This window comes from Bacillus sp. FSL W8-0183, from assembly GCF_038006825.1.
Lineage (GTDB): Bacteria > Bacillota > Bacilli > Bacillales > Bacillaceae > Bacillus > Bacillus altitudinis.
Genome location: NZ_JBBOVY010000001.1, coordinates 2303203 through 2324500 on the forward strand (window position 1 = coordinate 2303203; position 21298 = coordinate 2324500).

Here is a 21298-nt window from a genome sequence, read left to right on the forward strand (position 1 = left end):
GTAACACGATCACTGCTCAAACGGGGGAATTTTCTATCAATCCTTTTGCTTAAATGTCTCAATCCAATCTTCAATGCTCATGTTATTCACACCCTCGTATTGTACGACTTTTGACAAAAATAGTTCTCCTTTCGTCAAGTGAAGGGTGACCTGAACCGCCAAAAGCAGAATGAGCTGAATGAGCACTGCTTTGAATAGCCATCTTTCCATTGTTTTCATACAAAAAGCCTCCAACGCTAGATTCTTTCTCTCTAGTATGGAAGCTTTTGACAACCTTTATTCTTATACTTTTTTCACACGTGTTAGAAGCTGCTGCTGGAAGCAATACTTCATGATGTGTTGCTGGTGGTCGTTTGTGATTTCAGTAAATTCCATGATCGCTCTTGTTTTCCCCGTCTGTTCATCTTGATAAACACGATTCATTTCTGCAATCGCTTTAATTTTCACTGGTTCTTTAAGTGAAAGTTCAAACTCTGTGACGACCTCGCCATATTCTTTTAGTGAGACACCTTCTGGAACAGCAATTGCTACACCGCCAGCACTCATATTGACAATAAATGTGTCGAAGGTTTCTTCACCATTTTGCGTAATGGACGCTTTCACCATCGTATCCACTCGAAGATATTCTCTTCGCTGAAGCCGAATCATTTCTTCTTTTGGCGGAATCGAAACGACAATCATCGGGATATCTTCTTTTCTTTTCCCAATGACTTTGCTTGTACATTTGTATGGAATTTGATTTTCATCGAAAAAGAAGACGGTGATTTCTGTTTCTTGATTTAAATAGATCGTGCGCCCCGTTTCTTTATCAGCTGGATAATTAATGCAAATATCATCGTTATTATTTTCCAAAACTTTCGATTTTGCGGTTTTCACTTCTTTGTTCTCATTGACATACTCAATTGTGATTGCATCCCCTATTTGTAACATTCCTCATCACTCTTTTCATCTGTGAAATCGTATCCTCTCTTATATTAAACCATGTATAAAACAAAAGGAAAAGGCTTATTCGCCTTTTCCTCGCTCCCTTTTCTATAGGTCTTTATATATAGGTTCTGCATTTTTTAGTTTATCTACTCTTTCTTCTTTTCCAGTATCTGCATTAATGAACATTCGGTACGTGTCGTTTTTAATGGTTCCTAAAAACTCATAGCAGAGAACTTCCTCTGACATATCATTTTGAACAAGAGCTACATGTGTATCCTCGATCTTCACATGTTTATTTAAGGTCTTTTCAGCTTCTTTTCGAGAAATCTTTGGTGCTTTTATGTCACGTTTTCTGTGATTCATTAAATAGTCTTTCGCTGAGAATCCCACAACCTCACCATCATCTAAAGCGACTTTCATTCGAATGCTATCTGGATAAAGCAATACGTTATTCTGTAAAGGGACATAGGTAAATACGCCGATATTATCAAATTGCGCACTCTCATCTAAATGAAATGATTCGGTATCGAATCCATGCTTCTTTAAGAAACTTAGTGCTTTTTCTGAGGCATCATTTAAACTGATTTTTTGTTTTTTCACTTCACGGTTCTGAAGAAGATAGACAGGATGGCCGCCTTTTTCAGTCAAGTCTAAATAAAAGTTTGCCCGGTTGTCTGGGTCAGACATTGACAGGCTGTAGACATCACGGTTCGTTTTACTCCCACTTTTTCTCACCTTGAAATCTTTGTTATGGTCAGGCGCAAATTGCTGGGCGATACGAATCGCTTCTTTTTTTGAAATCTTTTGCCCTTTTAAGTGATTGTAGCCTTGCGTTTCTGATTCAGTTGACACATTTGTAGGGCCAAGATCAACATCTGCAAACGCATCAGCATTTCTTTCAACGGTTTTTAATCCGTCAATGATGGTGTTGTCGTTTTTTCGATCTCCATCAGCCAGTGCCATTTCAACATCCATCCATTTTAAATTTTTGTTGAGTACGAGATGCTGCACTTGTCTAAGTTCGTTTTGAATATCTGCCGCTTGATCATATAAAGTGGTAATGGTTTTGTGTGTATCTTTGTTTAATGGTTCATCTGATAAAGATTTAAGTGACGATTTGTAGCTAAAGTCACCGACATTCGCTAGAAACTCTTCTGTTTTGTTAAAAGGCATCAATGTGAGCGGAAGCTGACTGACATTGTTATGCGCTTCTGATGACATTCTCCATACATCTGCCAGTGCTGGAGATATAGATGTTTGGCTATTCATCGCAAGTGTTGCGCCAAGTTTATCGTGCAGCTGATCGACTTGATACGTTAAATCATGGAAGGCTCTTTGATAGTTGTTCTCTGCATGAAGCAGTACTGCATCTTTTTCTTGATGCTCTTTATAGCCCCAGTATCCTGTTGAGATGACAGCAATTCCTAAAATAGCAATCAATATTCCTCTGATCATTTATTTACACCTCTTTTTATTCACAGAAAATATGTTTCCCGATTCGTTTAATTTGTGGTCTTCCCCAAATCCATGGGCTTGTCGCTGTATCAGGATTAAAGTAATAAACGGCGCTTTCAGATGGGTCCCAGCCATTAATGGCATCAAATACTGCCTTTTTAGCGGTTTCATTTGGCGCCATATAAAATTGTCCATCTGCTACAGCAGTAAACGCAAGCGGTTCAAAAATGACACCAGCAATCGTGTTTGGAAAGGTCGGGTTGTTTAAACGGTTTAAGATGACGGCTGCGATCGCTACCTGTCCTTCATAAGGTTCACCTCTCGCTTCACTATAAACAGCTTGTGAAAGAAGCTGAATGTCATTGCTTGAAAAACCACCTGGCATGTTGGCTGCTGTTTGTTTCGGCGTTTGATTTGCTTGACCATTTCCTGACTGCTTTCCAGACGAGCTGTTTCCTCCGCTTTGACTTTTTTGATTCTCTTTTGCACCTTGTGCTGTCTTTTTTTGCGTGTTTCTTTGCGCAGGAGCCTTTGTTTGCTGATCAAGAGGTTTCCCGCCATAATGCGTAAACTGATTTCCTTTTTGCAGCTGCTGCTGCACAAACTCTTTATAGTATTTCGTCTTTTGAACTAATAGGCTTTTTGTTTTTTCCCCTACGAGTCCATCGACTTTCTTTACACCAAACTGGCTTTGAAAATTGCGCACGGCCCAGTAAGTTCCCCAGCCATACACCCCGTCTATTTTTCCATTGTAAAAACCATTGTATTGGAGCCTTGCCTGGAGCTCGACGACATCTTCTCCTGTAGCTCCTCGCTGAATCACTTGATTCGTGAAAGCTTCACTTTTTTCAGCTGTCATCAATGAAGACGCGAGCAGAACAATTGAGAAGATAAGGACGATTTGTTTCATAAAACGAGCTTTGTCCATATTTGATCCTCCTGTACTTTTGATGTTTGAATATATGTTTCTTCCGATCCCTATTTTTATACATTCATCACAGGAGGGAATTGGATGGAAAAGACAAAAAACGCCCTAAAGACGTATAGGACGTTTTCCAATTTAAATTTGTACCATCTTCACCGCACGGGCTTTTTTGGCTTTCCGCAGACCAAACCACCATAAAAAAATCATGAACGGCAACATAATATATCCCCAATTTTTCATGCCAAGAAGAATGAAATCATATAAGCCATGAAAAAGAATAGGAAGTATTAAAGAGAGAATCAGCCATTTTCGCTGCTCTTTTTTATCAGAGAAGCGAGCTTTACCTATATAAAATCCCATCACCACACCAAATAAAGCGTGGCTTGATACAGGCAGCAAGGCACGTGTAAACGCGTACTCTACCCCATGACCCACTAAGTACAGAATATTTTCAAGTGTCGCAAATCCAAGCGAGACACTTGTTCCATAGACAATCCCGTCATAGTGTTCATCAAACTGTACGTGCGCATAGACACTGACCATTAAAATAAACCACTTTAATGATTCTTCTAAAAAACCCGATGTCACAAATGAAATCACGATAGGATTCGTAGCGATATTTTCCTCTTGGAGGACATACTGAATAAACATGGTTGGAAACACAAGTATGACACCTAGCATAAAAGATCTGATGACCATATGAACCGGCTCATTGTCGTATTGATCTTTCAAATAAAAATAACTTAAAAGTGCGATGCCGGGAGCTAAACCTGCTGAAATGATTGCGATCATAATCAGACCTCTTTCCCTACATTATCCTTTATTATCGTACCACGAATCACCCCTTTTTTATATGACTCGAGCCCATTTTCCCAAAAATAATCTTCTATATAATCCCAATTTACATAAAAAAGAACTGAATCCCTTAGAAGGACCCAGTTCTTTTTTTACCCGTTGATTCTTTTGTTGATTTCTTCTGCAATTAACCCACCATGAAATCTTCCATTTTCAATGAAAATTTCGTTGGCGTTGTTACCAGCTGCAATGACCCCTGCAATGAAAATACCTTCTACATTTGTTTCCATTGTTTGTTCATCAAATGCTGGGCGGCCTGATTCTGGATCGATTGTTACACCCATTTTTTCTAAAAATGAATGATCAGGATGATAACCTGTCATCGCAAACACATAATCACTTTTCACTCGATCCGTTTGGCCCTGCTGGTTTGTAAAGACAATATCCTGTTCTGTGATTTCCTTCACCTCTGCACCGAACTCCATTCGAATGGTGCCATTTCGAACAAGCGCTTCAAACTCTGGTAAAATCCAAGGTTTGATGCTGGATGAATATTCAGTTCCTCTATATAAAACCGTCACCCTGCTTCCGCATTTCACAAGTTCCAGGGCAGCATCAACACTAGAGTTCTTCCCGCCGATCACCGTCACATCTTTATCAAAGTAGGGGTGTCCTTCTTTAAAATAATGATACACATGAGGAAGGTCTTCCCCTTTTACATTCATATAGTTAGGATGATCATAGTAGCCAGTCGCAATCACAACATATTCACATGTATAGTCGTCTTTTGATGTATTTACCGTAAAACGGCCATCTTTTTTCGTCACAGCGTTTACCTTTTCAAAAGCATTCACACGAAGGCTTTTTCGTCTGACCACCTCTCGGTAATAGGAAAGCGCCTGAATACGAACGGGTTTCCGATTTTCAGTGATAAAAGCGACGTCACCGATCTCAAGCTTTTCACTTGTACTGAAGAAGGTTTGGTGTGTAGGGTAATGATAAATACTGTTGACCACATTGCCCTTTTCAATCACAAGTGCATCAATCCCAATTTGCTTGAATGCAATGGCAGCTGATAGACCGCACGGGCCGCCTCCTATTATGATCGCTTTTTCTTGTTTCATTTGTTCCACTCCTGTCGTTTCACTGCAATAACAATTGCTGGGCTGTTTGATTCTTTGCATGATTCCATAAAAAAATCTCCTATTTAAGGATAGGAGATTTTAAGGCGCGATGCAAATAAGTCGCTTAAATCCAGCCTCTGAATCGAGAAGCTTCAGCCATTTTACGTACACCGACCATATATGCTGCTAGTCGCATATCAATACGGCGGTTTTGCGCCATTTCATAAATATTATTAAATGATTTCACCATCATATCTTCTAAACGAGTTTCTACTTCTTCTTCTGTCCAGTAGAACCCTTGGTTATTCTGAACCCATTCAAAGTAAGAAACAGTCACTCCACCCGCACTTGCAAGTACGTCTGGAACAAGCAGTACACCACGATCTGAAAGAATTTTTGTCCCTTCCAATGTCGTTGGTCCATTTGCTGCTTCTACGACAATTTTGGCTTTAATGTTCGCCGCATTATCTTCTGTAATTTGATTTTCAATGGCTGCAGGTACTAAGATATCACAATCTAGCTCAAGCAGCTCTTGGTTTGTAATTGTATCATTAAATAATTTAGTGACGGTTCCAAAGCTGTCACGTCGGTCAAGCAAGTAGTCAATATCGAGACCATCTTCATCATACAAACCGCCGTAAGCATCTGAAATTCCTACAATTTTCGCTCCGGCATCATACATAAATTTAGCCAAGTAACTTCCTGCATTTCCGAATCCCTGAACGACAACACGAGCCCCATTGATGTCAATTCCTTTTTTCTTCGCCGCTTCTTTAATACAGATCGTTACACCTTTTGCCGTTGCAGTATCACGTCCATGTGAGCCTCCAAGAACAATTGGTTTTCCTGTAATAAATCCTGGCGAGTTAAATTCATCAATTCTAGAATACTCATCCATCATCCATGCCATGATTTGAGAGTTTGTAAACACATCTGGCGCTGGAACATCTTTTGTTGGTCCAACGATTTGACTAATTGCGCGAACATATCCGCGGCTTAGTTTTTCAAGCTCCCTAAATGACATTTCTCTTGGATCACAGATAATACCGCCTTTTCCTCCGCCATAAGGAAGATCCACAATACCACATTTTAAACTCATCCAAATTGAAAGCGCTTTTACTTCTTTTTCAGTAACGTTCGGGTGGAATCGAATTCCGCCTTTTGTTGGACCGACAGCATCATTATGCTGCGCACGATAACCAGTGAAAATTTTCACCGATCCATCATCCATACGTACTGGAATTTTGACCGTTAATAGGCGAATTGGCTCCTTCAGCAATTCATACACTTCTTGCGGATAGCCCAATTTATCAAGCGCTTTATGTATGACGGTTTGAGTTGACTTTAAAACATCTAGCTTATCTTCTGCGTTATGAGCGGCGTTTTGATCGGCTGCCATTAAAATAAACCCCCTAGAAATCTTTCATGATCTACTGCTCCCTTTCAAGCAATAGTATACACCTTCGTACTGGTAAAGCAAAGGTAAAAAGCGTTTTTTATCAAAATAAAATATCAGCGTTTATAAATATAAAAATGGATATAAAAAAATACTGTTGTTTCATCACAACAGTATTAAATATAATAGAAAAAAGTGATTAAAAATACAGTTGAATCGTTTTCACTGCATCTTCCTGCATGATCACTTTTCCGTATTCTTTTAACCGGTGAATGGTTAATGTCGTCGGTGAACCGAACTCCGCTAAAATAGAAATGACCGTATCTGCAGACAGTTCTTCGAAATCATCTAGGCTGAGAAAATATTGACCTTCATAATGGTAAACTGTACCCCCTAAAAGTCCAATACGACTTAAACTATGGGACAGTTGAATCACATCTTCAAACGAGGCAAATTGATAGAGCACATGCTTGCTCTCGTCGAGCTTGACTTGCATCTCAATGTAATCTTCATCAAACTCATCATCAGCATCTTCCTGCTGACTCTTTGTCACAATGACGACCATCCCCTGCGCCTGAAGAGAAAATACTTCAACAGCAATCGGTCCATTCGCTTCAAAACCGAGCTCCTGATTCGCTTCGTTCATCATGTCTTTAAACAGCTGATGAACTTTGAACGAATCTTTCCAAAGGTCTTCTTTCGTAAGACCTCGGTCTGTCAGATCATCTAGTGTGAGAAAAATTTTGATTTTATTATAATTCAGACGCTCTAGCCGCATAACGTTCCCTCCTGCCTCTTCTAACACACATCATACTGTAGTATATGAGATGATGAGTCATAGGTTCTTAATTTTGTATTCAGTTTACACTGTGTCAAGACGGAAGACAAGCATGAAGCTATGCTTACGGTGACTTTTATGGAAAATATTGATGGGGCATCAACTTAGCGCGTTTTTAGCGGCATTAAATAGATCAGATGGGTTTCTGGTTCTGCTCCAAGACGCATCGGAATCTTTGTTGTTCCGTAACCATTACTAATCAGAAAGAAAGCACCTTTGACTTGGCCTGTTCTTCCTTTTTCATACGGACCAAATTTCCCAATGCGAATTTGACCCCCATGGGTATGACCGCTCAAAACGAGATCAATTCCCTCTTCTTCACTCATCAAGTGATGCACATCTGGGTTGTGTGATAAAAGGATATTCACGTCTTCTTTGACAAACTCCGGCCGTATCGCTTCATAATCTGCTTTTTCAAGCCGGATATCATCAATTCCGCCTATTTTAATGGGCTGTCCTTCAAAATTCCACACAGCCGTCTCATTTTGCAATGTCGTCACCTGATAGGTATGGAGGATGTCTTTGAGTTTTTGCTGATGCAGCTCATGGTCGTTATTCCCCCACACAAAATACACCGGGGCAATCCTTGCTAAACGTTTCACATTTTCTTCGACTCTAGCATATGGGACTCCCTTTTCAGCTAAGTCCCCGCCGATCATAATGACATCAGGCTGCTTCTCTTCCACTTCCGCTAATAAAGTATCACTAATTAGACGGCGATGGGTATCAGAAATAAAGAAAATGACTGCAGGTCGATCTGACTGAAGTCCTTCTATTGTAAAGTAATGCTTTTTGATGTTGTTTTGTTTTGCCGTTTTCACCATTTTCGCTGTTACACACACACCTGTTGTCACAGCCGCTATGGCAGCAGTAAATCCGATGGCATATTTCATTATGAATGACTCCCTTGTATCAGCTTTCTTTTATAGGACGCTTGAATGAAAAAAGACGTTTCAACTGTTTAAACGTCTTTTGCTCATTTATTTACTTTCATAATAGAGGTTGATGTCATATTGCGTCTGCATGAAGTGAAAAACGGCCTCGCGCTCTTTCCACTGATTTGATTGAGGCCATAAATCTGTGCTTTTCTGTATAATTTCACATCTGAGCTTATGATATTCATCCTCAGCCTTTTCTTCTTTTTTCTTATAATAATACGATGCGTAAAAAGCAAACACTTCAGCCATGATCCAAAACAGAAACACCTCATGGCCAAGCAATGTGGCAATCATCGCTTCCGGCTGCAGAGAGCCCCCGCTATTAGCTGTTATCACAAAATAAAACAGAAGAATCGCAAGTGATAAAAGGGCTGTCCATTGCCACCTTTTGCATTGTTTTGCAAATCCCTCGTATTTGCGTTTCCTTTTGATCAATGTTTCAATCATTTTCTGTGTCGGCTGATCCATATAGCGGCTGATTGCGTGCAAAGTCATCACATACACCCTTGTCCCTTTTTTCTACATATGTATGTGCTTTTCGATTCATTCATGTCAAATATTAATTTTCTAATGGGATATTCAATACTTGCCCGCTGTACACGCTATTTCCTTTTAAATGATTGTAAGCTCGAATTTTCTCTTCCCCTGATCGGTTTTGATAATACTTCATGGAAATTCGATACAAGTTTTCCTCTGGTCCAACAGTATGCTGCACGACACGAACAGGCTTTTCTTCTTGCTTCTTCTTCTCTTCTGCTTCTTTTCGCTTTTTCTCTTCCTGCTGTTTTTGAAGAGCGAGCTGTTGCTGCTCACGCTTTTTTGCAGCTTCGGCCTTTTCACGCTCAGCCTTCTCTTTAGCGGCTTGTTCTTTTTTCTTTTGCTCTGCTTTTTCTTTTGAACGCTGCTTTTCTTTATCAGCATCTTTCTTTTTCTTCTCATCATCAGACGCATCCGCTTTGTCAGCGCTTGAATCATTTTTTGTTTCAACAAGTGCTGACGGGACTGGATCTGTGTCAGCACTCGATGTTTTATCAATATAAACACCTTGATTGTTGTTATCGTTAATTTCCTTTGATGTGTAATAAATCAACAGGAAGAAAACCGTGACGACAATAATAGGAAAGATAATAGCCAGTGTCGTAAACAATGGATTACGCACCTTTTTGGTTCGCTGCTTTTTATATTCATGAAAATCTTCTCGTGTAGGAAAGTGAGAGTCATCTGAAGGATGCACTTTTTCTTCTTCAAGATTTTCCTCTACATCATCATGGATGTTTGTCAGCTGCTGCTTTTTTCTCTTCATTCTCGACATTTCTTCCATGTTCATCCCTCCCCCAATATTTAAAACGAATTTGACATGCAAAGACTAGGTCAATGACAAAGTGTGTCATGACAGGAACGAATAAATTTCCTGTCCACTCGTATAAAAGTCCTAAAAAAATACTAATAGAAACCACAAGGATAAACAAGAGTATTTTTGACAAGTAGCGAAAGTGAAGAAGTGCAAACACAATGCTTGCAATCTCCAGTCCAAATTGCTGCTGAACGATCCCGCGAAATAAAATTTCTTCTGAAAAGGCAATGAGCAGCGTTAACCAAACAATATGCAGGATGCTGCGGTTTTTGAACATTTTTTCATTTAATCCGCCATCATCATACATATGAGCCGGAAACACCTTCATGACAATAGCGTCGACAATAATCACAAGCAAAGCGCCGCCAATTCCGTAAGTCAGGATACGCATATCTCGGATCTGCCATAAGGCTGTAAAATCAGTCCAATGATCAAACATAAACATCCCTAGTAAAAAAGAGACAATCAGCATGAGCAGCTGTGTGAAATACAACTGTTCTACTACTTGTCGATCGGTTAATTTTTCAATAATACGGCGATGTTGTTCAATCAATGCTGCGCCTCTTTTGTCAGGTGAAACAGACGATCCAGCTCGGTCTTCCAGTGTTTCATTTCATTCAGCTCCAATGGTTGATCTTTTTTTTCGTAATCAGACAGGTCAAGTCCGCATGAAGAGCAGCAGTTCCCAAAGGAAGCGTCCTCCGTTAGATCAAGCTGCTCATCAAAGTATGATAACAGAGATTGCCTAAAGCAGCGATGGCCAGTGATATGCTCTTTAAACTGCCACACTTTTTTTAGCTTTTCTGTTTGTCTATCCTGCAGCTTTTCTTTCAGCTTCTTCATGAGCAAACGGGGCTGTTCAGTTTGGTACATCGTGTAATAATGCGAGAGCATTCGCGCGCGCGTCTCCTGAAGCCCTGCTTCCATCAATTGTTCACGTAATTTCTTTTCATCATTTATCGGCATATGTGATACTCGGGCTAAGAAAAAATCAATTTCTGGATCATCAAAACCTTCTGCTTGAATCAAATGACTTTGAATATCCGCATCCTCTTCTGTATATAAAAGAACGCTCACACTATTTTTCCCGTCCCGTCCAGCTCTTCCAATTTCCTGCATAAATGCTTCAATTGACTGAGGCGGACTCATATGAATCACAAAGCGTATATTTGCTTTATCAATTCCCATTCCAAAAGCACTTGTACAGCAAATGAGATCAATTTGACCACTGATAAATTGCTGCTGGATCAGCATGCGGTCTCCTGACTCCATTCCACCATGATAAAACTCTACACGCTGATGCGTTTTTTGTTTCACCAAACGTGAAATATCTTCTGTCATTTGCCGGGTCGGACAATAAATCAGCCCAGGCCCTTGAAGGGTTTCCACAAGCTCCAGTGCTCGTTTCTCTTTTGCTTCTTTCGTTTCATGCGCCTCTTTTAATAGTGCAATATTCGGCCGGTTGACTGAATGAATATGAACATCTGGATGCTCTAGACGCAACGTTTGCACAGTATCTTTTAAGGTTTGTTTCGTTGCAGTTGCCGTTAGTGCTAAGGCGACAGGATTGCCGAGCGCTTCCCTCCATTCCCCAAGCTTGGAGTATTCCGGGCGGAAATCATGTCCCCATTCCGATATACAGTGAGCTTCATCTACAACGAATAGACCCACATGCATCGCTTTGAGTTGCTCCAACAACACCTCTGACATAAGCGCCTCAGGTGCGACAAATAAGAATTTATATGATGGCAAATGTCGAATAATATGTCTTCTTTCCTGAAAGGACAGTGTACTGTTAAGCGCAGCCACTCGCTTTTCACCGCGCATTTTCATGCGTTCCACTTGATCTTCCATGAGTGATAAAAGAGGTGAAATGATCAGCACTAACCCGTCTGTCAAATAGCCCGGAATTTGATAACAAAGTGACTTCCCGCCACCAGTAGGAAGCATGGCAACCGTATCTTTTTGTTGAAGTACACTTCGAATAATGTCCTCCTGACCTGTTTTGAAAGCATCATAACCAAAGTATCGCATCAGCGTCTGATGAAGCTTATCCACTTGCTTTCACCATCCTTGTCAATGCCAATCGTATTTGAAAATAAGTAAATGAATGCTCGAGACTTTCTTTGATCAGCTTCATCTTGTTGGTTTGGAGCTGACCGGCTACCTCATGTATCGCCTTTTGAGCTTCACTGCTGACATATGGTTCGATCGAGAAGCTCGGCTCATGTATCGAGAGCTCCACAATATGATCTTCAATTGTCGCTTTTTTTAATGAACGAATATGAGCAATTTGATCAATACTGAACCCTTTTTGAACAAGCTCAAGCGTTTTATGGGTAGAGGTGGTCAGCACACGTTTGAATTGAAGATCATCTATCATTCGCTGGATGATCGGTGCCTCACCTTTTTGCGCACATTGAATAAAATAATGGAGCACATTCCAAAAAAGCAAGTAAACATACCATACATCTTCTTTCATCCATTCCGCCATTTGCTGGTACGTCCGTCCGATTCTTTCATTGGAAGTCAATGAATAAACAAAAAGCAGTGCCTCTTGATCAGTTAAATGAGCAAGAAGTGTTTCAAGCTCATGATGGATATCTTCAGAAAGCTTTTTCTTCTGGTGATATTGCGAGAAGAAGGATTTCGTCCAGTTTTGAACCGATATATCTCTTTGAATCGGCACATAGTGTTGTGACCGCGCTGCATGATGTGAAAGGACCTGCACAAGTAAAGACAGCCTCATCCATAACACCTTTGCTTTATCATGATACTTGGCACCATCAAAATAAACTGGCATCGGTTTTTCAGCAAAACGCTGACTTAGCATACTTATTCCTTCATCTGTGGCAATGAATGTATCCTCTGTATTTCTGATAAAGTGTTGCTCTAGCAGCCTTTTTACAGAGCGATTCAGCTGATCCCTCGTAAAAGCTGGATAGCAGCCGAAGTAGCTAGAAAGCTGAAACAAACTTGCATCCTGTATCGTTTGCGATGACTTTTTTCCTTTAAAAAGATGGTAGACAGCACTAATGGAGCGTTCGCCGTTCAATTTATGTACGCTGTCCATCAACATGACATCCAAGTAATGAATCGTCATTGACCAAAGCACCTGTCTTCCTGACAAAATTCGAATATTTTCTCCCTTTATTTTAACAGATTTCATTGAAGAAGAAATGTTTAAACTCAATTAATGGGGGAAAGTTATGAACAAACCCTTATGTGATAAGCATTCTCAATCACTTTACAGTTGAAATGTGAATTTAAAATCATTACAATAAGGTTTGAGGAAATTGGTTTTTTATCGGTGAAACTAAAAAGGTTAAACCATTTGTTCCATCGAACAATCTGGGAGGTATTTTTTTAACATGGCAAAATATACAATTGTAGACAAAGACACATGTATTGCTTGCGGCGCATGCGGTGCAGCTGCTCCAGACATTTATGATTATGATGATGAAGGCATTGCATTTGTCACGCTTGATGACAATCAGGGGACTGTAGAAGTTCCAGAAGTACTTGAAGAAGATATGCTTGATGCATTTGAAGGTTGCCCAACTGACTCAATTAAAGTTGCGGACGAAACTTTCGATGGTGATCCACTTAAGCATGAATAGGATAAAAGCCCCTTTAAAAGGGGCTTTTTTTATATTAACTATTTTGAAGTCGGCGTTTATTTTCAAACCATGGACGCATTTTGACAAAAATGAAACTAAAAACGATGGTGATGATGATTCCTTTAATCAGGTTAAAAGGCAAGATCCCTGCTGTAATGGTTGCCTTTAGCACATGATCTGATAGGACGGGTGCATTCAAAAACCATGTATAAGCAGGTAGGAACAAGAAATAGTTTAAGATGCTCATCATGACTGTCATGAGTAATGTTCCGAGAATCATGGACCACGCTAACCCTCTTGCTGATTTAATCTTTTTAAAAATAAAAGCCACCGGTAAGATGAATAGTACACCTGCTGTAAAATTCGCTACTTGATCCACAGGAACACCGGACATGCTACCATGAATGAGGTAGTGCAGTAGATTCTTTAAAGCTTCAACAGCAATCCCAGCACCTGGCCCATAAATTAAAATCGCAATAATCGCAGGAATATCACTAAAATCAATTTTTAAATACCCAGGAAGCCCAGGGAAAGGGAAATTCAATAACATTAATACAAATGCGATACTGCTGAGCATGCTGATGACAACTAAACGTTTTACTTTACTTTGATTCAATATTCTCTCTCCTTTTCGATCAAATCTTTCGAAAAGAGGATTGTTCAATTTTAGCCACAAAAAAACCGCTCTGAATACATACACAGGAGCGGGAAATTTAGGCTACACAAATAAACGTATAAACAGACATGTTTTCAACGTTTACGAACCTCCATCTTCTCCCATCCAGACTATACTGTCGGCTTCGGAATCACACCGAATCCTGCCAAAAAAGGCTCGCGGGCTTAGAGACTATGCCTCATCACCGCCGGTAGGGAATTACACCCTGCCCCGAAGATTGATCATTATTCAATTCGACATCATTATATATGATATATGAGCATTTGTACAGATAAAAATCCTGAGCAAATTCATCAGTTTTAAGAAATCGTAAAAAACCTAAAATTTATAATGACAAATGCGTAAAAATTGGTTATCTTTTGTTTAAAGGTGTCCATTCTTGATCAAGACACTAAAAAATGTTCGTGTTTTCTTTTTCGCTTTACTGCTTTAATTTGATTGACACAGTGAAAAGGAATATGGTAAATTATCAGATATTTATGACGTTTATTTTAGGAGGAAATCTTACGATGTTTCGAGTATTAGTCTCAGATAAGATGAGCAATGATGGTCTTTTACCACTATTAGAATCAGATTTTGTTGAAATTGTTCAAAAAAATGTAACAGAAGCAGAAGATGAATTACACACGTTTGATGCCTTACTTGTCAGAAGTGCCACAAAAGTGACAAAAGAACTTTATGAAAAAATGACTTCATTAAAAATTGTTGGCCGTGCCGGTGTGGGAGTCGACAACATTGACATTGATGAAGCGACAAAACACGGTGTGATTGTCATCAATGCACCAAATGGGAATACGATTTCAACGGCAGAGCATACGTTTGCGATGATCTCATCTCTCATGCGTCATATTCCTCAAGCGAATATTTCTGTGAAATCAAAAGAATGGAACAGAGGCGCATATGTTGGTGCTGAGCTTTACGGAAAATCTCTTGGGATTGTTGGCTTAGGCAGAATTGGAAGTGAAATCGCCCAACGTGCAAGAGCATTTGGCATGACGGTCAACGTATTTGACCCTTTCCTCACAAAAGAACGTGCCGAAAAAATTGGTGTCAATGCAAAATCACTTGATGAAGTGCTTGAAGTATCAGATATTATTACGGTACATACACCTTTAACAAAAGAAACTAGAGGACTTCTCAATAAAGAAACAATCGCAAAAACGAAAAAAGGTGTTCGTCTAGTGAACTGTGCACGCGGCGGCATCATTGACGAACGAGACCTTCTTGAAGCACTTGAAAATGGTCATGTCGCAGGGGCTGCACTCGATGTATTTGAAGTGGAACCACCTACTGAAAATCCACTTGTGGATCATCCAAACGTCATTGCCACTCCGCATCTTGGTGCATCTACAAAAGAAGCACAATTAAATGTGGCGGCACAAGTCTCTGAAGAAGTTCTTCAATTTGCAAAAGGACTCCCGGTCATGTCATCTATTAATCTACCAGCGATGACAAAAGACGAGTTCAAAAAAATCCAGCCTTATCATCAATTTGCTGGAAAACTTGGACGTCTTGTTTCTCAATCGATGAGAGAACCTGTAAAAGAAGTCAGCATTTCATATGAAGGATCTATCGCAAAACTCGAAACATCATTTATTACAAAAAGTCTGCTTTCTGGCTTTTTGAAAGAGCGCGTCGATTCGACTGTAAATGAAGTCAATGCAGGTATGGTGGCAAAAGAACGCGGCATTAGCTTTAGCGAGAAAATTTCTTCAAGCGAATCTGGCTATGAGAACAGCATTTCCATTGAAGTCAAAGGTGACCTTTCCACCTTTACATTAAAAGCAACGTATATCCCGCATCTAGGTGAACGTGTCGTTTCTATTAATGGTTTCAATATTGACTTTTACCCAGATGGGCACCTTGTCTATATTCAGCATACTGACGCACCTGGTGTGATCGGTCAAGTTGGAAAGATTTTAGGCGACCACGATGTGAACATTGCGACAATGCAAGTAGGCCGTAAAGAAAAAGGCGGCGAAGCCATCATGATGCTTTCTTTTGACAAGCACCTTGAAGATGAAATTGTCCAAACGTTAACTGAAGTAAGCGATATTATTTCTGTGCGTCTGATTGACCTATAAAAAATGGTAAACCTCATGCAAAAGCATGAGGTTTATTTTTTTGAAACGATTAAACGTTCACCTGTACGTATGAGATGCGTTGTCAGTGCATTGATTTTCTTCAATTGATCAACGGTCATTTGATGTGCTTTAGCAATGGACCAGAGCGTGTCACCTTGTTGTATGACATATGTATGTTTCTCATATCCATCTACATGAAGGGCTGGCTCTTGGAAACGATCTCTTGCAATGATTGTGAGCGGATCTACTGCATCTTCTTTACTGACTGACCAATTACCCCTGTGCACCTCAAAATGCAAATGAGTGCCCCTAGAAGCGCCTGTGTTGCCTATGATGCCGATCGGCTGTCCTGTTTGTACATGGTCACCATTCTTCACAAAACGCGCATTTAAATGCGCATAGACGGTTTCATATCCATTTGGATGCCGAATAAATACAACTTCACCATATGTAGCAGATACATAGGAACGAGTGACCACACCTTCGCTAGCAGCCAAAATGGATTCTCCTTCCGGTGCAGCAATGTCTAACCCCTTATGCGAACCCCCTCTTGTCCCAAACAAATCAGTGACTTCACCTCTGATTGGTTCCACCCACTCGGTTGTTTTCTCTGCACGGGCAAACGGTGATAAGGTCAAGAACAAGAAACAGCTAGCACATATGTAGCAATACCTTTTCATCAGTGACTTCCCTTCTTTGAAGTTCTTTTCATGACAGCATAGTATACCTCAAGGAAGCCCTTTTCTATACATGAAAAAAGAACGCAATAAGTTGCGTCCTTTAGCGTTCTTTGATAACAACTGGGTTTGGCAATGCCGGTACCTCTAGCGGTTCTTTTAATTCATATGGGCCTACTTGATCTGTTCCTGCATTTTGTATCGTGACATCTGTAAAACCGAAATCTTTCGCTGTGAGCAGCAGTCCTTCAATAAGTAAAATATGATCAATTGAGTCCGTTAATTGTGCTGATGCTCCAAACGTGATGGTTGCATGGTTTCCTTTTGATGTCACCTTTTGAATAGGCTCTTCTTTAATGAGTGGATCGAGTCCTGCATCATTCGCCCGCTTCATCGCCTCTACCGCATCTTTATAAGAAGGATAATCATCTTTTGACGGCACCAAAAATGTCCCGCTCTTATTTTCTAAAACGTAGTAAGCGTGCTTTGTTTGTTTATTAATTGAAATGGTACCAAGACGGCCATTCGTCCCTAATTGAAGGTGCGAGCCATTGACAGACTTGACCTGTACTTGTTTATATTGGCTCCATTTTAACGTTTCTTTGACCATGTCTTTAAAACGGTTGGCTTCTTTTAATGTATCAAGAGACAAATCATTTTTCAGCTGAAAAATCAGTGTGTCCCCTTTTTCACTCACATCCACCATATCCATATAGGCTTGAAGGGGTTTTGTCATTTCAGGCAGCTCCAGTTTTTCATATGTATCAAGAAGCGCCTGCACATCGTCATGCTTATTTTCTTTTTGAATACTGATTGGGACAACTTGAGAAGTCGATTCATCTATGTATGAAATCGTCATATACTTTTCTTTGTCAGATGCGTAAGCAACATGTGAAGGATCATTTGTGTTTTTTACCGCCTCTAATGTAGCATTCACCTGTCCTTTTTCAGCACTCGAGTCCATTTTCACTTTCTTTATATCTTGAGCAGCCGGCTGAAATAAATGAGGAGAAATCAAAAACGCCATAAATAAGACCACAACGGTTGCGACCGCTGGACCGATCCATCTGGCACTTTTCTTTTTCTTCCCGCTTGCCATCAGCATTTGCTGGTAAATCTGCTTAGATGAACGGTTGTCCTCCACCTTTGGAAGCTGACTGAGTAATACTTTAATTCGTTCTTCGCTCCAATTGGACCTGTTCGTTTTCATTCACTAGCTCCTCCTTCAAAAGCTCCATATGTTTTCGGAGCACTTTCAGGCCTCGGTGCTGCGTTGTTTTGACTTTGCTTTCCGAGAACTTTAGCGCCTTGGCCGTCTCCATGATTGAGTAGCCTTGGATAAACCTTAAAATGATGACGGCTCGTTGATCAATGGTGCAATGATCAAGCGCGGCATAAATTTCTTTGATATTTTCATCCTGTACAGCCAATTCATCTGGGAGCAGGTCTGGATCTTTTACATCCTGTTTATCCCAATCAAACGTGCCGAGCACCCGTTGTCTGATGGTTTGCTGTTTGCGAAACCAGTCAATTGCCACATGCCTTGCAATTGAAAACAGCCATGTTTTCTCGCTGCTTCTTCCTTCAAAAGTTTTATATGAGTGAAGTACCCGAATGTAAACCTCCTGCACGAGATCCTCTGCCTGATTTTTATCTTTTACCATATAAAATAAAAATTGGTACAAATCTTGATGGTACGAATCATATATTTTTTGAAAGGTTTCATGCATAGGAAACCCCTCCGTTCACTTATTTTTGTCGAGTGACTCTCACAAAACGTTACATTACAACTTTATGACAAATATATTACAAGATCGACAATTTGGAAAGGGCTTTTAGTTTAACTTCTCCTTAAAAATATGAAAATAGAAAAAACACTTCATTTTCTTTCGAAAAGAAGTGTTTCTCATGTAACAAGATTCTTCGTCAAGATTAGACGAGTTCCTGCTTTTTTTTCGGAATATAGAAAGTGAAGTGAGTACCTGTTCCAGCTTTACTATGTGCATGAATGGAGCCTTGATGCGCTTCTACGATGTTCTTCACAATCGCAAGGCCCAGCCCCGTACCGGAACGTCCTCTTGTTCTTGCTTTATCTGCTTTATAGAACCGTTCAAAAATAAACGGGAGATCCTCTTCAGGAATGCCGCTTCCCGAATCTTTCACATCCATCTTGAGCCCATTTTCCACCGATTGAACTGAGAAGTGAACTTCTCCGCCTTCTGGTGTATGACGAATGGCATTATCGATGAGATTTGTAAAAACCTGTTCTATTTTATCTGGATCAAATACAAAATACGGTTCTTCTACTTGAATTTCATACGTCAGGTTGATTTGTTTTTCTTTCGCAATTCCAAGGAATTTACGGTAGATTTTTTCAGTCAGCTCTTCTGTATCAGTTGATTCAAGATTCAGTGTAATATGACCAGCTTCCATACGTGCGAGATCGAGAAGATCATTCACAAGACGCCCCATTCGAAGTGATTCATCATAGATAATTTGGGCAATCTCTTTCTTTTCCTCTTCTGATCCGGCAATGTCATCGACAATCGCTTCACTATAGCCCTGGAGCATAGCAATAGGTGTACGGAGTTCATGACTGACATTTGCAATGAAGTCTTTTCTGAGCTTATCCAGTCTTCTCTCTTCTGTCATATCGCGAAGTACCGCTACCGCCCCTCTGACATCTTGCTGGTTATAAAGCGGAGACATGAGAAGAACCCAAGTACGCCCTTGCAGCGTGACTTCGATCATTTGCTCTTTTTCCGTACTGACGGCAGTATGAAACAATTCACGTGCTTCTGGCGGCAGTTCATCCCCATCTTTGATCTTCATATTTTGCTCGTAATACCAAGCCTGCAAGAATCTTTCTGCAGGAGGGTTTGTCATGAGGATCGTTCCATCAATATTGATCGTGATGACGCCGTCTGCCATACTGCTGAGAATGTTGGACAAATGTTCTTTTTCTTGATTTAAAGCGGTTATATGAAATTTAAGCTGCTTACCCATTTGATTAAAGGCGATCGCCAGTTCCCCAATTTCATCTTGCGTTAAAATAGGAATCTTTGTATCAAATTTCCCTTTCGCCAAATCTTGTGCTCCCTCTCTCATCTTTCTGAGAGGATAGGTGACACGAGTGGATAAGAAGAAAGCGAAAATCGTCGTCAGCACAATCGCAATTCCGGCTGCAAGGAAGATATAACGCGTCGTATGTTTTGTTGTCTGCTCTACAGCAAGGAGGGATTGAGAAAGAAAGACCATCCCTTTCTTTCCGTTCGCCTCGTAAGGAACACCTACTACAATGCGTTCATCCTTCTGATTGCCTGTATCAGATTCAGCTCGTTTACTGATTTTTTTTCGTTGTGTCAGTGCCCTGTTCAAATCTTTGTCTGCTTCAATTTGTTCTTTTGTGATCGCAGGAAGCTTCCCGCCTTTTTCAGACGAATACCATTCTAGTCCATCCTCTTGAACAATCGCGATACTTGTCAATTTATCAGCTAGTTCTGATGTAATCGATCTTGCAAGTGATTGATCCTCATGGCTTTCTAAAATGACTGCTACTTTGTTGGCCATTTGTGTTAAATCAGACTTTGCTTCTTCCACATGGTAATTCTCAATGAACTCTAAAAGAAGCACAGTTAAAATCGATAAAACAATGAGCACGAGGAAAAGAATGGTTAACCATAGCTTTCCTACGACACTTTTCCACAGCTTCATTCAGCGCCGACCTCAAATTTGTACCCGACACCCCATACTGTCACGATTTTTTTCGCTGCTTCTGGTGACACTTTATTCAGTTTTTCGCGAAGCCTTTTGACGTGGGTATCCACTGTTCTCAGATCCCCAAAGAATTCATACTGCCACACTTCTTTGAGAAGCTTTTCCCTGTCATAGACCTTATCCGGCGTTTTTGCCAAGAAATACAAAAGTTCGTATTCTTTCGGCGTGAGGCTGACTTCTTTTCCATCTGCTGTGACCCGGTGTGCATCATGATCAATGGATAGATGAGAAAACACGAGAACATCTTTTGTGGTTGTTCCAGTATTAAGGTATGACGTTTGAGACGATCTTCTTAGCAGTGCTTTCACACGAAGAACCACTTCACGCGGGCTGAAAGGTTTGACGATATAATCATCCGTTCCTGCCTCAAAGCCTTGCACACGGTTAGCTTCCTCACCTTTTGCTGTCAGCATAATAATTGGGGTGGCTTTTTTATCTCGGATTTGATTACACACTTCAATCCCATCTGTCCCAGGCATCATTAAATCAAGCAAAATGAGGTCATAATCGGTTTGAAGTCCTTTTTGAATGGCTTCATCCCCATTTTCCGCTTCATCAATTTCATAATTTTCCCGTTCTAAATACATTTTTAAAAGGCGACGAATTCTTGCCTCATCATCGACGACTAATATTTTCGTTTGAGTTGTGTGTTCCATTAGACAATCCTCCTGCTTTCTCCGTTGTTACATACATTTTAACAAAAAGCCGAATC

22 protein-coding genes and 1 riboswitch are annotated in these 21298 nt (G+C 40.3%); of the genes, 2 read left to right on the forward strand and 20 right to left on the reverse strand.

The window, feature by feature from the left end; translation table 11 throughout:
* Positions 1–36: 36 nt before the first annotated feature.
* The 14 genes from NSQ64_RS12190 to NSQ64_RS12255 form a co-directional block, all read right to left on the reverse strand.
* Positions 37–219: a YpfB family protein gene (locus NSQ64_RS12190; protein WP_008344514.1), complete on the reverse strand. Its 183-nt coding sequence runs from the start codon at positions 217–219 to the stop codon at positions 37–39.
* Between the two features lie 63 nt (positions 220–282).
* Positions 283–930 carry a flagellar brake protein gene (locus NSQ64_RS12195; protein ID WP_007500975.1) on the reverse strand — a complete coding sequence of 216 codons (648 nt, stop codon included), beginning with the start codon at positions 928–930 and terminating at the stop codon, positions 283–285.
* A 102-nt stretch (positions 931–1032) separates the two neighbouring features.
* The gene (gene ypeB, locus NSQ64_RS12200) at positions 1033–2382 is read right to left on the reverse strand and encodes a germination protein YpeB (RefSeq protein ID WP_008344510.1); all 1350 of its coding nucleotides are present in this window, start codon (positions 2380–2382) and stop codon (positions 1033–1035) included.
* A gap of 16 nt (positions 2383–2398) precedes the next feature.
* Positions 2399–3310: a spore cortex-lytic enzyme gene (sleB, locus tag NSQ64_RS12205; protein WP_008344509.1), complete on the reverse strand. Its 912-nt coding sequence runs from the start codon at positions 3308–3310 to the stop codon at positions 2399–2401.
* A gap of 132 nt (positions 3311–3442) precedes the next feature.
* A complete protein-coding gene (gene prsW, locus NSQ64_RS12210) occupies positions 3443–4099 on the reverse strand; it encodes a glutamic-type intramembrane protease PrsW (RefSeq protein ID WP_008344507.1) in 657 nt (218 codons plus the stop codon).
* Positions 4100–4254: 155 nt separating this feature from the next.
* A complete protein-coding gene (locus NSQ64_RS12215) occupies positions 4255–5226 on the reverse strand; it encodes a YpdA family putative bacillithiol disulfide reductase (RefSeq protein ID WP_039165767.1) in 972 nt (323 codons plus the stop codon).
* Between the two features lie 124 nt (positions 5227–5350).
* The gene (locus tag NSQ64_RS12220) at positions 5351–6625 is read right to left on the reverse strand and encodes a Glu/Leu/Phe/Val family dehydrogenase (RefSeq protein ID WP_007500982.1); all 1275 of its coding nucleotides are present in this window, start codon (positions 6623–6625) and stop codon (positions 5351–5353) included.
* 196 nt (positions 6626–6821) lie between these two features.
* Positions 6822–7400 (reverse strand): genetic competence negative regulator, encoded by a 579-nt coding sequence (locus tag NSQ64_RS12225; RefSeq protein WP_007500984.1) that lies wholly within the window; start codon positions 7398–7400, stop codon positions 6822–6824.
* A gap of 164 nt (positions 7401–7564) precedes the next feature.
* Positions 7565–8353 carry a metallophosphoesterase gene (locus NSQ64_RS12230; RefSeq protein ID WP_144679406.1) on the reverse strand — a complete coding sequence of 263 codons (789 nt, stop codon included), beginning with the start codon at positions 8351–8353 and terminating at the stop codon, positions 7565–7567.
* 87 nt (positions 8354–8440) lie between these two features.
* Complete coding sequence (locus NSQ64_RS12235) at positions 8441–8893, reverse strand: DUF2663 family protein (protein WP_007500988.1); 453 nt, start codon at positions 8891–8893, stop codon at positions 8441–8443.
* 64 nt (positions 8894–8957) lie between these two features.
* Positions 8958–9719 carry a LysM peptidoglycan-binding domain-containing protein gene (locus NSQ64_RS12240; RefSeq protein ID WP_017367515.1) on the reverse strand — a complete coding sequence of 254 codons (762 nt, stop codon included), beginning with the start codon at positions 9717–9719 and terminating at the stop codon, positions 8958–8960.
* Positions 9664–10305 (reverse strand): CPBP family intramembrane glutamic endopeptidase, encoded by a 642-nt coding sequence (locus tag NSQ64_RS12245; protein WP_017359770.1) that lies wholly within the window; start codon positions 10303–10305, stop codon positions 9664–9666. Before NSQ64_RS12245 ends, NSQ64_RS12240 begins: the two co-directional genes overlap by 56 nt.
* A complete protein-coding gene (locus NSQ64_RS12250) occupies positions 10302–11810 on the reverse strand; it encodes a RecQ family ATP-dependent DNA helicase (protein ID WP_058336694.1) in 1509 nt (502 codons plus the stop codon). Before NSQ64_RS12250 ends, NSQ64_RS12245 begins: the two co-directional genes overlap by 4 nt.
* A complete protein-coding gene (locus NSQ64_RS12255) occupies positions 11803–12855 on the reverse strand; it encodes a helix-turn-helix domain-containing protein (protein ID WP_041091652.1) in 1053 nt (350 codons plus the stop codon). Before NSQ64_RS12255 ends, NSQ64_RS12250 begins: the two co-directional genes overlap by 8 nt.
* 268 nt (positions 12856–13123) lie before the next feature.
* On the opposite strand from NSQ64_RS12255, the gene NSQ64_RS12260 reads away from it, so the two are divergent.
* On the forward strand, positions 13124–13372 hold the full coding sequence (locus NSQ64_RS12260; RefSeq protein WP_008344492.1) for a ferredoxin: 249 nt from the start codon (positions 13124–13126) through the stop codon (positions 13370–13372).
* 34 nt (positions 13373–13406) lie between these two features.
* Here NSQ64_RS12260 and NSQ64_RS12265 read toward each other — a convergent pair whose 3' ends face one another.
* Positions 13407–13988 (reverse strand): ECF transporter S component, encoded by a 582-nt coding sequence (locus NSQ64_RS12265; RefSeq protein WP_008344490.1) that lies wholly within the window; start codon positions 13986–13988, stop codon positions 13407–13409.
* A 149-nt stretch (positions 13989–14137) separates the two neighbouring features.
* A riboswitch (FMN riboswitch) is annotated at positions 14138–14270 on the reverse strand.
* 287 nt (positions 14271–14557) lie between these two features.
* Here NSQ64_RS12265 and serA point away from each other — a divergent pair.
* On the forward strand, positions 14558–16132 hold the full coding sequence (serA, locus tag NSQ64_RS12270) for a phosphoglycerate dehydrogenase (protein ID WP_268382840.1): 1575 nt from the start codon (positions 14558–14560) through the stop codon (positions 16130–16132).
* Positions 16133–16164: 32 nt separating this feature from the next.
* Here the strand turns inward: serA and NSQ64_RS12275 are convergent, their stop codons facing one another.
* The 5 genes from NSQ64_RS12275 to NSQ64_RS12295 form a co-directional block, all read right to left on the reverse strand.
* Complete coding sequence (locus NSQ64_RS12275; protein ID WP_268382842.1) at positions 16165–16812, reverse strand: M23 family metallopeptidase; 648 nt, start codon at positions 16810–16812, stop codon at positions 16165–16167.
* Positions 16813–16912: 100 nt separating this feature from the next.
* A complete protein-coding gene (locus NSQ64_RS12280; RefSeq protein WP_268373048.1) occupies positions 16913–18019 on the reverse strand; it encodes a sigma X negative regulator in 1107 nt (368 codons plus the stop codon).
* Positions 17979–18539: an RNA polymerase sigma factor SigX gene (gene sigX / locus NSQ64_RS12285; RefSeq protein WP_007501006.1), complete on the reverse strand. Its 561-nt coding sequence runs from the start codon at positions 18537–18539 to the stop codon at positions 17979–17981. Before sigX ends, NSQ64_RS12280 begins: the two co-directional genes overlap by 41 nt.
* 202 nt (positions 18540–18741) lie before the next feature.
* Positions 18742–20523, reverse strand: a complete 1782-nt coding sequence (locus tag NSQ64_RS12290) for an ATP-binding protein (RefSeq protein ID WP_096881584.1) — start codon at positions 20521–20523, stop codon at positions 18742–18744.
* On the reverse strand, positions 20520–21242 hold the full coding sequence (locus NSQ64_RS12295; RefSeq protein ID WP_003215596.1) for a response regulator transcription factor: 723 nt from the start codon (positions 21240–21242) through the stop codon (positions 20520–20522). The genes NSQ64_RS12290 and NSQ64_RS12295 overlap by 4 nt, the downstream gene beginning before the upstream one ends.
* Positions 21243–21298: the final 56 nt, after the last annotated feature.

What these genes read in the sequence shown, in the direction of transcription:
- NSQ64_RS12230 (WP_144679406.1), bottom strand. Translation starts at nt 8,353, where the DNA reads ATGAAATATGCCATCGGATTTACTGCTGCCATAGCGGCTGTGACAACA.
- NSQ64_RS12220 (WP_007500982.1), bottom strand. Translation starts at nt 6,625, where the DNA reads ATGGCAGCCGATCAAAACGCCGCTCATAACGCAGAAGATAAGCTAGAT.
- sigX (WP_007501006.1), bottom strand. Translation starts at nt 18,539, where the DNA reads ATGCATGAAACCTTTCAAAAAATATATGATTCGTACCATCAAGATTTG.
- ypeB (WP_008344510.1), bottom strand. Translation starts at nt 2,382, where the DNA reads ATGATCAGAGGAATATTGATTGCTATTTTAGGAATTGCTGTCATCTCA.
- NSQ64_RS12255 (WP_041091652.1), bottom strand. Translation starts at nt 12,855, where the DNA reads ATGACGATTCATTACTTGGATGTCATGTTGATGGACAGCGTACATAAA.
- NSQ64_RS12195 (WP_007500975.1), bottom strand. Translation starts at nt 930, where the DNA reads ATGTTACAAATAGGGGATGCAATCACAATTGAGTATGTCAATGAGAAC.
- NSQ64_RS12235 (WP_007500988.1), bottom strand. Translation starts at nt 8,893, where the DNA reads ATGACTTTGCACGCAATCAGCCGCTATATGGATCAGCCGACACAGAAA.
- NSQ64_RS12260 (WP_008344492.1), top strand. Translation starts at nt 13,124, where the DNA reads ATGGCAAAATATACAATTGTAGACAAAGACACATGTATTGCTTGCGGC.
- NSQ64_RS12290 (WP_096881584.1), bottom strand. Translation starts at nt 20,523, where the DNA reads ATGAAGCTGTGGAAAAGTGTCGTAGGAAAGCTATGGTTAACCATTCTT.
- NSQ64_RS12275 (WP_268382842.1), bottom strand. Translation starts at nt 16,812, where the DNA reads ATGAAAAGGTATTGCTACATATGTGCTAGCTGTTTCTTGTTCTTGACC.
- NSQ64_RS12240 (WP_017367515.1), bottom strand. Translation starts at nt 9,719, where the DNA reads ATGGAAGAAATGTCGAGAATGAAGAGAAAAAAGCAGCAGCTGACAAAC.
- NSQ64_RS12225 (WP_007500984.1), bottom strand. Translation starts at nt 7,400, where the DNA reads ATGCGGCTAGAGCGTCTGAATTATAATAAAATCAAAATTTTTCTCACA.
- NSQ64_RS12280 (WP_268373048.1), bottom strand. Translation starts at nt 18,019, where the DNA reads ATGAAAACGAACAGGTCCAATTGGAGCGAAGAACGAATTAAAGTATTA.
- prsW (WP_008344507.1), bottom strand. Translation starts at nt 4,099, where the DNA reads ATGATCGCAATCATTTCAGCAGGTTTAGCTCCCGGCATCGCACTTTTA.
- sleB (WP_008344509.1), bottom strand. Translation starts at nt 3,310, where the DNA reads ATGGACAAAGCTCGTTTTATGAAACAAATCGTCCTTATCTTCTCAATT.
- NSQ64_RS12190 (WP_008344514.1), bottom strand. Translation starts at nt 219, where the DNA reads ATGAAAACAATGGAAAGATGGCTATTCAAAGCAGTGCTCATTCAGCTC.
- NSQ64_RS12295 (WP_003215596.1), bottom strand. Translation starts at nt 21,242, where the DNA reads ATGGAACACACAACTCAAACGAAAATATTAGTCGTCGATGATGAGGCA.
- NSQ64_RS12215 (WP_039165767.1), bottom strand. Translation starts at nt 5,226, where the DNA reads ATGAAACAAGAAAAAGCGATCATAATAGGAGGCGGCCCGTGCGGTCTA.
- serA (WP_268382840.1), top strand. Translation starts at nt 14,558, where the DNA reads ATGTTTCGAGTATTAGTCTCAGATAAGATGAGCAATGATGGTCTTTTA.